The sequence below is a fragment of the Streptomyces sp. NPDC018947 genome, assembly GCF_044390505.1.
Lineage (GTDB): Bacteria > Actinomycetota > Actinomycetes > Streptomycetales > Streptomycetaceae > Streptomyces.
Genome location: NZ_JBIRZD010000021.1, coordinates 69,548 through 82,470 on the forward strand (window position 1 = coordinate 69,548; position 12,923 = coordinate 82,470).

Sequence of the window (12,923 nt, forward strand, 5' to 3'; positions counted from 1 at the left end):
CAGTCGGCGCCCGGGCAGGGACGCGTGCAGCGGGCGTCGGGAGCTGCCGCGCGGGCGGCGCCAGGAGGCCGCGCGGGCGGCGGGCCACGGGATGTCGCGCCGACGGACGTCAGCGCTGGTAGCGGGCGAGGACGAGGTTCCCGTCCTCCTCCAGTCTCTCGCGCAGTTCGTCCATGCCGATCGCCCCGCTGTAGTACTCCTGGAGCGCGGGCGTCGCCACCTTGTCCTTCCACTCCGGGTAGCCCCGGACGGACTGCGCGGGGGCGGAGCGCAGATGGCCGGCGAGGGCGGTTCCGGTGGCCCAGCCGTGCTCGGGCGTGCGCAGTGCGGGGTCGGCCAGGGCCCGGGTGCCGGTGGGCAGCATCCAGTCGCCGAGGGCGAGGCGCACCATGTTGTCCGGCTGGAGGAGGAAGTCGATGAACTCGGCGGCCTCCTTCTTGTGCGGGCTGTCCTCGGCGATCGAGAGGGTCTGCGGACTGACGCCCTGGGCGGGGCCGCCCGCGCCCGCGGGGGCGGGCAGCACCTGCCATGCGAAGCCCTCGGGTGCCTGCTGCACGATCTGCTGGCGGTAGGAGAAGCCGAGCGGGACCATCGCGTACTTGCCGGCGAAGAAGCCGGGCAGGGTGTCGGAGCCGCCGCTGCCCAGGGTGGTGGGGGACGCGCTGCGGTCGCGGCCGACCTGCTCGTGGATGGTGCGCGGCACGACCTGGTCGCCCGCCTCGAAGCGGACGGTGACCCGGCCGTCGTCGCCGCGGTGGAAGAGCTGTCCGCCGGTGGACAGCGACAGGTTGAGCGTGGCGGACACGGGGTCCTTCAGCGGCCACGCCACCCCGTACTTCCCGTCGCCGCTCAGCCGCTCGGCCACCTGCCGGAACTCCGGCCAGGACCAGGGGTGCGCGGGGGTGGGGATGCGGACGCCCGACTTCTCCAGCAGGGCCGTGTTGGCGATCAGGACACGGGGTTCCTGGAGGAAGGGCACGCCGTAGACGCCGTCGCCGAAGGTGACGGTCTCCCAGCTCCGCCGCGGGATGTCGGACTTCAGCCGCTCGGGCAGCAGGGTGCCCAGGTCGGCGAGGTAGCCGCCGTAGGCGAAGTCCGCGAGGTCGTCGGAGGCGTCGTGGATGACGTCCGGTGCCTCGCCGCCCTCGAAGGAGGTGAGGAGCTGGTCGTGGACGCTGTCCCAGCTTCCCTGGACGTACTCGACCCGTACGTCGGGGTGGGCCGCGTTCCACTCCCGCACCAGTTCCTTGTTGACCCGGACCGACTCCTCCTGCCAGGCCAGGGACAGGAAGCGCAGGGTGATCCGGCCGTCGTCGGTGTCGCCGCCCCCGCCCGAGCAGGCGGTGAGCAGCAGGACGAGGGTCAGCAGCAGGGTCGTGGTCCTGGTCCGCATCAGCTCTTCACCGCCCCGGCGAGCATGCCGCCCGTGATCCGCCGCTGGATGAGGGCGAACACCACCAGCGAGGGCAGGGTCGCGAGGAAGGCCGCCGCCGCGAGCGGGCCCAGGTCGGCGACGCCCTCGGCGCCGATGAAGTGGGTGAGCACGACGGGCAGGGTCTGTATCTCGGGTGTCTTCAGCAGCACGAGCGCGAAGAAGAACTCGTTCCACGCGGTGATGAACGCGAACAGCGCCGTCGCCACGATCCCCGGCGCGAGCAGCGGCGCGGTCACCGAGACGAGGGTGCGCAGCCGTCCGGCGCCGTCGACGGCCGCGGCCTCCTCCAGCTCGGCGGGCACGGCCCGGACGTAGCCCGCGAGCATCCACAGCGCGAACGGCAGGGACCACACGACGTAGACCATCACCAGCCCGGGCACGGAGTTGATCATGCGGAGGTTCTTCAGGACCAGGAAGAGCGGGATGATCAGCAGGACGAACGGGAAGGCCTGGCTGACGACGACCCAGCCCGTGGCCGCCCTGCCGAGCCGGCCGCGGTGGCGGGCCATGACGTACGCCGTCGGCGTCGCGATCACCACGGCGATGACGGCGGCGCCGAGCGCGGCGAGCAGGGAGTTGAGGGCCGCGTGCAGCAGCGGCTGCTCGTCGAAGGCCTGCCGGAAGTTGTCGAGGGTGGGGTCCTCGGGGATCCAGGTGGGGTGGAGGCTCGCCAGCTCGCGCGGCGGTTTGAACGCGGTGGAGATCAGCCACAGGAACGGGAAGGCCAGGAAGACCAGATAGGCGAGCAGCGCCGCGTACTGGCCCACGCGGGCCGCGGTCGAGGTCCTCACGCCCCGTCACCTCCCCGAAGGCCGCCCTTGAGCCGGCCGGCGAGGAAGACGGCCAGCAGCACCGAGATCACGGCGACCATGACGCAGCCCATCGCCGCCGCGTACCCGAACTGGCCGTAACGGAAGGCCTCCTCGTAGGCGAAGAGCATGGGCAGCCGGGTCCGGCCGCCGGGGCCGCCGTTGGTCAGCACGTAGACCAGGGCGAAGGAGTTGAAGTTCCAGATGAGGTTGAGCGCGGTGATGGCGAGCGCGACCGGCTTCAGGGCGGGCCAGGTGACCGTGCGGAAGCGGCGCCAGGCGCCGGCGCCGTCGACCGCGGCGGCCTCGTGCAGCTCGCGCGGGGTGCTCTGGAGGCCGGCGAGCAGGGCGACCGTGGTCTGCGGCATCCCGGCCCAGACGCCGACGACGATCACGGCGGGCAGGGCGGTGGCGAGGCCGCTGAGCCAGTCGTGTCCGTCGCCGAGGCCGAGGTCGCGCAGCGTCTCGTTGAGGACGCCGGCGTCCGGGTTGTAGACCAGCCGCCACATGATGCCGACGACCACCTCGGGCATGGCCCAGGGGATGATCGCCAGGGCGCGGGCCAGCCAGCGCAGCCGCAGGTCGCGGTTGAGCAGCAGGGCGAGGCCGAGCGCGAGCAGGAACTGGGGCACGGTCACGCCGACGGCCCACAGCAGGCCGATGCGGAACGACTCCCAGAACAGCGTGTCGTGCAGCAGGTCCTGGAAGTTCAGGGTGCCGATCCACCGGGTGGGCTCGGTCCGGCCCGACTGGGCGTCGGTGAAGGCCAGCAGGATGCCGTAGAGGAGCGGTCCGACGCTGAGGACCAGGATGGGGATCAGCGCGGGCAGCACCAGGAACCAGGCGCCGGGACCTGGGCCGTGCCGGGGCGGGCGTGTGCCGGGCGCGCGGGACGCCGGTCTCCTCGCCTCGGTCACCGCTGTCACGTCATCAGCCCCTTCGCACGGCTCGGACGGGCCTGGTCATGGTCGTGAAGGCGCCGTGCCCCGTCAAGACACCGCGTACACGCTCCCACCTGTGCGAATGCGACACTGACCGACGGATGGCCGGATCCGGACGGTGGGAGACCGCCCCCGGCGACGGCCGGGAACGGCTTGTACGGACCAGACGGACACGGAGGGCGGACGATGGACGAGGCACGGGCGCGGGAGGTGCTGGCCGCGGCGGAGGTGCTGCCCGGTCCGGCGCGGGAGGCGCGGTTGCTGGCGCTCGGCGAGAACGCCGTGTTCGCCGCCGGTGACCTGGCGGTCAAGGTGGGCCGGGACGCGGGTCTCCTGGAGCGGGCGCGCCGGGAACTGGCCGTCGCCCTGTGGCTGGAGGAGGCCGGTGTGCCGGCGGTGCGGGCGGCCCGGCCCGACCCGGTGGTCGTCGACGGACATCCCGTGACCGTGTGGCACCGGCTGCCCGAGGCGGTGCGGCCCACCGAGCCGCGCGATGTGGCGGAGCTGCTCCGGCTCGTCCACGCGCTGCCCTCCCCCTCGTTCGCGCTGCCGCCCCGCGAGCTGCTGGGCGGCGTGGAGCGCTGGCTGCGGCTCGCGGGCGACGTGATCGACCCCGCCGACGCGGCGTTCCTGCGGGACCGTCGTGACGGCTTCGCGGCGGCCGCGGCCGCGCTCACCCCGCATCTGGCGCCGGGTCCGATCCACGGCGACGCGCTGCCCCGCAACGCGCATGTCGGTCCCGACGGGCCGGTCCTGATCGACCTGGAGACCTTCTCCTCGGACCTGCGCGAGCACGACCTGGTGGTGATGGCGCTCAGCCGGGACCGCTACGGGCTGCCCGCCGAGGCGTACGACGCCTTCACCGCGACGTACGGCTGGGACGTGCGCGAGTGGGACGGCTGCGCGGTGCTGCGCGGGGCGCGGGAGACGGCGAGCTGTGCCTGGGTGGCCCAGCACGCGCCGAGCAATCCGAAGGCACTGGCCGAGTTCGAACGCCGGGTGGCGTCGCTGCGCGACGGGGACCCGACGGTGCGCTGGTATCCGTTCTGACGCGGGGACTTGACGTCGGGGCCTCGACCGCGGGCCTCGGCCCGAGCCGCACGACGGCCGGGCGGACCCGGGCGGCGGTCCGGCGCGCAGCGCGGGCGTTGGCCGACGAGACCCGGGCGGTGGTCCGGCGGGGACGGACGGCGGCCCTGCGCGTGGAGCCGGCGCCGGGCCCGGCGTGGGGCGTGCGGTGGTCCGGCGGGCGCAGGCGGTGGCCTGCGGGGCCGGGGTCAGACCCGTTCGCCGGCCAGTTCGCGTACGGGCCAGGTCCCGTCGACGACCGCCGTGGTGTCGCCCTTGCGGCGCAGGAAGTCCTGGAAGTCCGCCGCCCATCGCGCGTACCACTCGATCTGGCGGTGGTGCAGCTCCGCCGGGCCGAGGGCGGCGACCTTGGGGTGGCGGCCGGCTATCGCCGAGGCGAGCCGGGCCGCGGCCAGGGCGTCGGCCGACGCGTCGTGGGCGGCGTCGAGCGGCACGCCGTACTCCCGGCAGACCGCCTCCAGATTGCGTTTGCCGCGCCGGTACCGGTCGACGGAGCGGTCGATGGTGTACGGGTCTATGACGGGCGCCGGGTCCAGGCCGCCGAGGCGCTCGCGCAGGGACGGCAGCCCGTACCGCCGCAGTTCGGCGGAGAGCAGGGTGAGGTCGAAGGCCGCGTTGTAGGCGACGACCGGCACGCCCGTCCGCCAGTAGGCCGCGAGGACCCCGGCCATGGCGTCGGCGACCTCGTCCGCGGGGCGGCCCTCGGCGGCCGCGCGTTCGTTGCTGATGCCGTGCACCGCCACCGCGTCCGCCGGGATCTCCACGCCGGGGTCGGCCAGCCACTCCCGGCGGCCGAGCGGCTCCCCGCCCCTGACCTCTATCACGGCGCCCGTGACGATGCGCGCCTCGCGCGGGTCGGTGCCCGTCGTCTCCAGGTCGAAGCCGATCAGCAGCTCCTGGTGCCAGCCCATGGGCGGTCCCCCTCCTCGGTGGTGCGTTCCCCCAGTGGTTCCCCACCTTCGCACGGGCCACTGACAATCAGAGGATCGCGTTCCGCTTCTGCCCGGGTCCTGCCCCGCGCCGGCGCTCACGACACCGGACGCGAATCCGCCCACATCAGCTCGAACTCCTCACGATAGGTGGGGAAAAGCCCACCTTCTTCACTGTGGTCCGATTTGACGACCTTTCCGCCGTTGCGCCCGTTGCGCAGGACGAGCACCGGCGCCTCCATCCCCCGCGTCCGGCGCAGATAGGACTGGACGACCGCGATGCCGTCGGCACCGTCCCCGTCCACGAGGTAGGCCGTGAAGCGCGGGGTGTCGTCGAAGACCTGGATCTCGAAGGCGCCCGGGTCCCGCAGCCGGGAGCGCACCCGGCGCATGTGCAGGATGTTCGTCTCGACGGCGCGGCTCAGCTCGCCGCGCTTGATGCCCAGTTCGCGCTCGCGGCGCTTGATGGCGCCGGAGGCGGGGTTCAGGAACAGCAGCCGCACCCGGCCTCCGGCCTCGGCCATCCGCAGCAGGCGGCGGCCGGAGAAGTTCTGCACGAGGAGGTTGAGGCCGATGCCGACGGCGTCCAGGCGGCGGGCGCCGCCGAAGATGTCCTCCGCCGGGAACTGGCGCAGCAGCCGGACCCGGTCCGGGTGCACGGCGACCACGTCGGCGTACCGGTCGCCGACCAGGTCCTCCACCGCGTCCACCGGCAGTCGCCGCGCGGACGGCAGGTCGCTGCCCGTGCCGAGGACCTCGAGCAGCCGTGCCGAGGCCCGCTCGGCCTGGTTCAGGACCGCCTCGGACAGCGCCCGGTTGCGGGAGACGACGTTGCGGGTGACCTCCAGCTCGTCCAGGGCCAGTTCCACGTCGCGGCGCTCGTCGACGTACGGCTCGAAGCAGGGCCAGTGCTGCACCATCAGCTCGCGGAGCTGCGGCAGCGTGAGGAAGCTGAGGACGTTGTCGTCGGCCGGGTCGAGGAGGTAGCCCTTGCGGCGGCTGACCTCGCGGACGGCGACGGCGCGCTGCACCCACTCCTGCCCGGCGGGCCCGGCGGCGGCGACCACCCAGTCGTCGCCGTGGACGGGTTCGTACACCGGCCGCAGGACCGCGGCGACGACCGCGCGCAGCCGCTGCTCGACGAGGTTCAGCCAGATGTAGGCCCGGCCGGCCCGCTGCGCGCGTGTGCGCACCTCGTGCCAGGCGCCGGAGTCCCAGTCCAGTTCCGGACCGATCGCGCCCGCGTTCACGGGCCGCGCCAGGGACACCGCACCGGGCGGGACGTCCGTGGAGGTCCCCTCGTGACCCTCGCCACCAGGGGGCAGCTCCAGCCCTCCCGAGCCCACCCGCGCACCGCCTTCCGCTCCCCGGAGCACTACCGGTCAGACCCCGTCCCAACGATCAAGGAAGGGTACTCCGCGAGCGGTGCGCGGTGCAGCCCGATGCGCAGGCCGGTTTCGCCAACGCCCGTGATCCGCGCGGCCGTTTGGGGCCCCGGGCCACCGTCGAGTGAGCGGTTTCATACGAGTGACGTGCTGCGGCGCGAGGAGGACGGCCGGGAGAACGCCCGGAGCGGATCGGCGCGCGCGGCGGGTAGGAGCACGTGAGTGCTAGGTGGTCGCCTCACTTTCGGGGAGACTCGGAGCCCAGGCGTCCGCACCGGCGCCGTACACCTGAAAGAGTCGTGTCCATGCAGGTCTGGCCTGGAGAGGCGTATCCCCTCGGCGCCACGTACGACGGCGCCGGCACCAACTTCGCGGTCTTCACGGAGGCCGCGGACCGAGTAGAGCTGTGTCTGCTGCACGACGACGGCTCGGAGACGGCGGTGGAACTGCGCGAGAGCGACGCGTTCGTACGGCACGCGTACCTGCCGGGCGTGATGCCGGGCCAGCGGTACGGCTACCGCGTGCACGGCCCGTACGCCCCGGAGCGCGGGCTGCGCTGCAACTCGGCGAAGCTGCTCCTCGATCCGTACGCGCGTGCGATCAGCGGCTCGATCCGGTGGGGCGAGGAGGTGTACGGCTACCACTTCGACGACCCCGGACGGCGCAACGACCTGGACTCGGCGCCGCACACCATGTCGTCGGTGGTGGTCAACCCGTACTTCGACTGGGGCGACGACCGGCGCCCCCGGACGGAGTACCACCACACGGTGATCTACGAGGCCCATGTGAAGGGCCTCACCATGCGCCACCCCGGGCTCCCCGAGGAGCTGCGCGGCACCTACGCGGGACTCGCTCACCCGGCGATCGTCGAGCACCTCACCAAGCTGGGGGTGACGACGCTGGAGCTGATGCCGGTCCACCAGTTCGTCGACGACCACCGCCTGGCCGACATGGGGCTGAGCAACTACTGGGGCTACAACACGATCGGCTTCTTCGCCCCGCACAACGCGTACGCCTCCTGGGGCGACCGCGGGCAGCAGGTGCTGGAGTTCAAGTCGGCGGTGAAGGCGCTGCACGAGGCGGGGATCGAGGTCATCCTCGACGTGGTCTACAACCACACCGCCGAGGGCAACCACCTGGGCCCGACGCTGTCCTTCAAGGGCATCGACAACCCGTCGTACTACCGGCTGACCGACGACCCGCAGTACTACATGGACACCACGGGCACGGGCAACTCGCTGCTCATGCGGTCCCCGCACGTCCTCCAGATGATCATGGACTCGCTGCGGTACTGGGTCACCGAGATGCATGTCGACGGGTTCCGCTTCGACCTCGCGGCGACCCTGGCGCGGCAGTTCCACGAGGTGGACCGGCTGTCGTCCTTCTTCGACCTGGTGCAGCAGGACCCGGTGGTCTCGCAGGTGAAGCTGATCGCCGAGCCGTGGGACGTGGGCGAGGGCGGCTACCAGGTGGGCAACTTCCCGCCGCTGTGGACGGAGTGGAACGGCAAGTACCGGGACACGGTGCGGGACCTGTGGCGCGGGGAGCAGCGCACTCTGGCGGAGTTCGCCTCCCGGCTGACCGGCTCGTCCGACCTGTACCAGGACGACGGGCGCCGCCCGCTGGCCTCCATCAACTTCGTCACCTGCCACGACGGCTTCACCCTGCACGACCTGGTCTCGTACAACGACAAGCGCAACGCGGCCAACGGCGAGGACAACCGGGACGGCGAGAGCCACAACCGGTCCTGGAACTGCGGTGCCGAGGGCGACACCGACGACCCGAAGGTGCTGGAGCTGCGGGCCCGGCAGATGCGGAACTTCATCGCCACGCTGCTGTTGTCCCAGGGCGTGCCGATGATCAGCCACGGCGACGAGTTCGCCCGCACGCAGCGGGGCAACAACAACGCCTACTGCCAGGACAACGAACTGGCCTGGGTGGCCTGGCCGGACGGCGAGAAGACCGGCACCGGGCTGCTGGAGTTCACCCGGGCGATGGTGTGGCTGCGCAAGGACCACCCGGTCTTCCGCAGGCGGCGCTTCTTCCACGGGCGGCCCGTGGAGGGCACCCACGACGAGCTGTCGGACATCGCGTGGTTCACCCCGGAGGGCGCGGAGATGACGCAGCGGGACTGGGACTCGGCGCGGGCGTCGGCGCTGACGGTGTTCCTCAACGGCAACGCGATCTCCGAGCCGGGTCCGCGCGGCGAGCGCATCTGCGACGACTCGTTCCTGCTGATGTTCAACGCCTCGCCGAAGACGCTGGACTTCGTGGTGCCGGTCGACCACGGCCGGCAGTGGGAAGTGGTGGTCGACACCGCCCGCACCGAGGGCCCGCCCCTGCAGACGGGGAGGAAGGTGCAGGCCGGGGACCGGCTGACGCTGGTCGACCGGAGCCTGGCGGTGCTGCAGCGGCCCGTCTAGGAGAGCGTGTCGCCCGAGCGGTCCTCCACGCGCGCGTGGGGGGCCGCCCCGCCGTGCGCGGCGCGGGGCGCGGGGCGTGCCGTCACGGCGACGGCGCAGGCCAGGGCGGCGGCCGCGGACCCCACCGCGAAGGCCGCCACCGGTCCGTGGGACTCGGCCAGGCGGCCGGTGACGGCGACGGCGAGCGCCTGCCCTCCGACGATCGCGCTGGTCGCGAAGGCCATCGCCTCGCCGAGCCGGGCGCGCGGCACCGTCCGTTCGGTGAGCGCGAACACGGTGATCAGGTGGGGCGCGTAGGCGATGCCGAGGACGGTGACGACCGCGTACAGGGCGGCGAGGCTCTGCGTCCACAGCAGCGGCAGGGACAGCACGCACGCCGTCGCGGTGGCCGCCCGCCAGCGGGCCCGCAGCCCGATCCGGGCGGGCACGGCGGCCATGGCGAGCCCCGCGCCCGCGCTCATCACCCCCATGGCGGCGTACACGAGCCCGGCCTGGTCCGCCTGCCCGAGCCGCTCGGTGAGCGCGGCGATCCCCGCCTGGCAGGCCCCGAACATCGCGCCCTGGAGGGCGAGGGAGGCGTAGAGGGCCAGGACCGAACGGGGCATCCGGTCGGGGGCCGGCGGGGGTGGTGTGCCGGGGTCGGACGGGGCACCCGAGGCGGGCCCGGCGTCGGGCGCGTGCCGCTTCCCGGACGGGGGCGTGGCGCCCGGTTCCGGCCGGGTCCCGGACGCGGGCCGGGCGACCGGTTCGGGCGGTGCCGTACGGGTCGCGCGGGCCGTCGGGTGGAGGGCGAAGGCCGAACCGCACACGGCGACCAGCAGGGCCGCCCCGCCCAGGGCGTGGGCCGGATGGGCGAGCACCGCGGCGACGCCGACCAGCGCGGGACCGAGCACGAAGGACACCTCGTCGAGCGTGCTCTCGAACGACAGGGCGGCGCCCACGGTGGGCTCGGGCACCCCGGCCCGCCGGGCGAGGGCCACCAGCCGGGCCCGGGCCAGCGGACCGATCAGCGGCACCCCGGCACCCGCCGCCGCGCCCAGGGCGACCAGGGCGGCCGTCGGCAGCCGTGCCAGCGCGCCGGCCACCAGCGCCGCGATCGCCAGGGCGTTGACGAGGCTGAGGACGAGGACGACCGTGCGCTGACCGTGCCGGTCGGCGAGCCGTCCCACCAGCGGCCCGCACGCCACCTGCCCGATCGCCAGCGCTCCGCCGGTCAGCCCCGCGGCCGCCAGCGAACCGCTGGTGCGGGCGACGAGCAGCACACTGCCGAACTGGATGGTGGCCGTCGGCAGCCGCCCGAGGAAGGACACGACCGGCAGCAGCGGGCCGGTCAGGCCGATGACCTCCCGGTACGTCTCCAGCGTCCCGCGCTCGCGCCGCGTGTCCGCCGTGGCCGCCGTGCTCCCCGTGCTCTCCACGCTCCCCCTGCCCCCGGTGCCGTCCGTCGCCCGACGCTAGCCACGCGCGCCTCCCCCCGTGGAGGGGCCGATGACACGAAAGGCGGCGGGACGGGTACGTAGCTTTCCATGACACCTGAGCGACCCGACCCGGTGCCCGCGGCCCCTGCCGCCCCCCTGGCGACGTACCGGCTGCAACTGCAGCCCGAGTTCCCCTTCGGAGCCGCGGCGGCTGCCGTGCCGTACCTGGCCTCGCTCGGCGTCAGCCATCTGCACCTGTCCCCCGTCCTGGAGGCGGTCCCGGGCTCGGCGCACGGCTACGACGTCGTCGACCCCACGCGGGTGCGCGAGGAACTGGGCGGCGAGGAGGGGCTGCGCGCGCTCTCGCGCACCGCCCGGGAGCACGGCCTCGGACTGGTCGTGGACATCGTGCCGAACCACATGGCGATGTCGCCCCGCCACAACCGCGCCCTGTGGGAGGTGCTGCGCGAGGGGCCGAGGTCGCCGTACGCGCGGTGGTTCGACATCGACTGGGAGGCGCAGGGCGGGCAGGTGCTGCTGCCGGTGCTCGGCGCGCCCGTCGGCGAGGTGCTGGACGAGCTGCGGGCCGACGGCGACGTGCTGCGCTACCACGACCACGCCTTCCCCCTGCGGGAGGGCACCCGGGACCTGCCGCTGCCACAGCTCCTGGACGCGCAGTGGTACCGGCCGGTGTGGTGGCGGCTCGCCCGCACCGAGCTGAACTACCGGCGTTTCTTCAGCATCTCCGAGCTGATCGGGGTGCGCGTGGAGGACCCGGAGGTCTTCGAGGCCACGCACGCCACCGTCCTCGGGCTGCTGCACGAGGGCGTGGTCGACGGGCTGCGCGTCGACCACCCGGACGGCCTGGCCGACCCCGGTGCCTATCTGCGGCGGCTGCACGAGGCGAGCGGCGGCCGGTGGACGGTCGTCGAGAAGATCCTCGCCGACGGGGAGCGGCTGCCGGCCGCCTGGCCCGTCGCGGGCACCACCGGCTACGACGCCCTGCACCACGTCGACGGGCTGTTCACCGACCCGGCGGGGCACGCGGAGCTCCTCGACGGGTACCGCGCGTTCGCCGCCCCGCGGGCGGACCGGGGCGGGGACTGGGCGGCGACGGCGCGGCGGGCGGCGTACGAGGTGCTGACGCACGAACTGGCCGCCGAGACCGACCGGCTGACCCGGGTGGCGCACCGGCTGTGCGTCGCCTCGCCGCACGCGGAGCTGCGCGACCGGGCGCCGTGGGCGCTGCGCACGGCGTTGCGGGAACTGCTGGTCCGGCTGGAGGTGTACCGCCCCTACACGCCGGCGGACGCGGCCTCGGTCGTCACCGAGGAGGCCGCGGCCCAGGCGCGGCTCGCGTTCGCGGTGCCGGAGGAGGCCGGTGCGGTGGACGTCGTACGGGATCTGGTGCTGGGGCGTTACGGGGACGGGCCGGACCAGGTGGAGTTCCGGACGCGGTTCGCCCAGACGGCGTCGGCGCTGCGGGCCAAGTCGGTGGAGGACACGGCGTTCTACCGCTATGTGCCGCTGCTGTCGGCGACCGAGGTGGGCGGCGACCCCGGCAGGCCCGCGGTGTCGCCGGAGGAGTTCCACGCCTACTGCGCACGCGTGCAGCGCGACTGGCCCGTGACCGGCACGGTGGTGTCCACCCACGACACCAAGCGCAGCGCCGACGTGCGCGCCGCGCTGGCGGTGCTCACCGAGTGCCCCGACCGCTGGGCGGACGTCGTCACGAAGGTGTCCGGCGCGGGCGAGGGCGTACCGGACGCCCAGCTCGCGTGGGCGGCCTGGCAGACGGTGTTCGGACTGGGTCCCGCGGAGGCCGGACGGGTGCGGGAGGCGCTGCTGAAGCATGTGCGCGAGGCGGGGACGCACACGAGCTGGACGGAGCAGGAGCCGTCGTACGAGGAGGCGGTGGCGCGGTTCGTGGCGGCGGGGCCGTGCGGGGAGCCGGGCGAGCGGGTGGCCGCGTTCCGGGCCGGGCTGGAGCCGCACATCCGGGCGAACGTGCTCGGCACGGCCCTGACCCACCTGACCATGCCGGGCGTGCCGGACCTCTACCAGGGCACGGAGGATGAGTACCGGGCGCTGGTGGACCCCGACAACCGGCGCCCCGTGGGCTTCCCGCCCGCGGCTTCCGGTCCGAAGGACGCGGTGACCCGGGCGGCGCTGGCGGTGCGCGCGCGGCGCCCCGGCGCGTTCGGCGCCGCCGCGACGTACGAGGCGCTGCCCGCCGAGGGGCCCGCGGCGGCGCACTGCGTGGCGTTCGTCCGCTCCGACGAGGTCGTGACGGCCGTGACCCGGCTGTCCCTGCGGCTGGCCGAGTCGGGCGGCTGGCGGGAGACGACGCTCGTCCTGCCCCCCGGCCGCTGGGCCGACGCGCTGACCCCCGGCCGGGAGTTCGAGGGGCACGCGCGCGTGGAGGACCTGTTCGCGACGCTGCCGGTGGCGCTCCTGGAGCGGAGGGAGACGCCGTCGGAGGCCGGCTGACACC

General features: G+C 74.0%; 9 protein-coding genes. 3 read left to right on the forward strand and 6 right to left on the reverse strand.

Features of this window, described 5'->3' with window-relative positions:
* Positions 1-109 precede the first annotated feature (109 nt).
* From ACH499_RS31260 to ACH499_RS31270, 3 genes are read right to left on the reverse strand one after another with little or no spacing between them, the layout of a single operon-like run.
* A complete protein-coding gene (locus tag ACH499_RS31260; RefSeq protein WP_399020093.1) occupies positions 110-1,393 on the reverse strand; it encodes an ABC transporter substrate-binding protein in 1,284 nt (427 codons plus the stop codon).
* On the reverse strand, positions 1,393-2,226 hold the full coding sequence (locus ACH499_RS31265) for a carbohydrate ABC transporter permease (protein ID WP_399020095.1): 834 nt from the start codon (positions 2,224-2,226) through the stop codon (positions 1,393-1,395). The genes ACH499_RS31260 and ACH499_RS31265 overlap by 1 nt, the downstream gene beginning before the upstream one ends.
* Positions 2,223-3,170, reverse strand: a complete 948-nt coding sequence (locus ACH499_RS31270; RefSeq protein WP_399020098.1) for a carbohydrate ABC transporter permease — start codon at positions 3,168-3,170, stop codon at positions 2,223-2,225. Before ACH499_RS31270 ends, ACH499_RS31265 begins: the two co-directional genes overlap by 4 nt.
* A gap of 201 nt (positions 3,171-3,371) precedes the next feature.
* On the opposite strand from ACH499_RS31270, the gene ACH499_RS31275 reads away from it, so the two are divergent.
* Positions 3,372-4,235, forward strand: a complete 864-nt coding sequence (locus ACH499_RS31275; protein ID WP_356202357.1) for an aminoglycoside phosphotransferase family protein — start codon at positions 3,372-3,374, stop codon at positions 4,233-4,235.
* A gap of 227 nt (positions 4,236-4,462) precedes the next feature.
* On the opposite strand, the gene ACH499_RS31280 is transcribed toward ACH499_RS31275, so the two are convergent.
* Positions 4,463-5,185, reverse strand: coding sequence for a 3'-5' exonuclease (locus ACH499_RS31280; RefSeq protein WP_356202359.1), 723 nt, complete (start codon positions 5,183-5,185; stop codon positions 4,463-4,465).
* A 116-nt stretch (positions 5,186-5,301) separates the two neighbouring features.
* Positions 5,302-6,549, reverse strand: coding sequence for an SAV2148 family HEPN domain-containing protein (locus ACH499_RS31285; protein WP_356202361.1), 1,248 nt, complete (start codon positions 6,547-6,549; stop codon positions 5,302-5,304).
* Between the two features lie 344 nt (positions 6,550-6,893).
* On the opposite strand from ACH499_RS31285, the gene glgX reads away from it, so the two are divergent.
* Positions 6,894-9,011 (forward strand): glycogen debranching protein GlgX, encoded by a 2,118-nt coding sequence (glgX, locus tag ACH499_RS31290; RefSeq protein WP_356202363.1) that lies wholly within the window; start codon positions 6,894-6,896, stop codon positions 9,009-9,011.
* Here glgX and ACH499_RS31295 read toward each other — a convergent pair.
* On the reverse strand, positions 9,008-10,429 hold the full coding sequence (locus ACH499_RS31295; protein WP_399020101.1) for an MFS transporter: 1,422 nt from the start codon (positions 10,427-10,429) through the stop codon (positions 9,008-9,010). The genes glgX and ACH499_RS31295 overlap by 4 nt on opposite strands.
* A 108-nt stretch (positions 10,430-10,537) precedes the next feature.
* Here ACH499_RS31295 and treY point away from each other — a divergent pair, with 108 nt between their 5' ends.
* Positions 10,538-12,919, forward strand: a complete 2,382-nt coding sequence (treY, locus tag ACH499_RS31300) for a malto-oligosyltrehalose synthase (RefSeq protein ID WP_399020103.1) — start codon at positions 10,538-10,540, stop codon at positions 12,917-12,919.
* Positions 12,920-12,923 lie beyond the last annotated feature (4 nt).

Coding starts and splice junctions, on each gene's coding strand:
- ACH499_RS31275 (WP_356202357.1), top strand. CDS start 3,372: ATGGACGAGGCACGGGCGCGGGAGGTGCTGGCCGCGGCGGAGGTGCTG.
- ACH499_RS31280 (WP_356202359.1), bottom strand. CDS start 5,185: ATGGGCTGGCACCAGGAGCTGCTGATCGGCTTCGACCTGGAGACGACG.
- treY (WP_399020103.1), top strand. CDS start 10,538: ATGACACCTGAGCGACCCGACCCGGTGCCCGCGGCCCCTGCCGCCCCC.
- glgX (WP_356202363.1), top strand. CDS start 6,894: ATGCAGGTCTGGCCTGGAGAGGCGTATCCCCTCGGCGCCACGTACGAC.
- ACH499_RS31260 (WP_399020093.1), bottom strand. CDS start 1,393: ATGCGGACCAGGACCACGACCCTGCTGCTGACCCTCGTCCTGCTGCTC.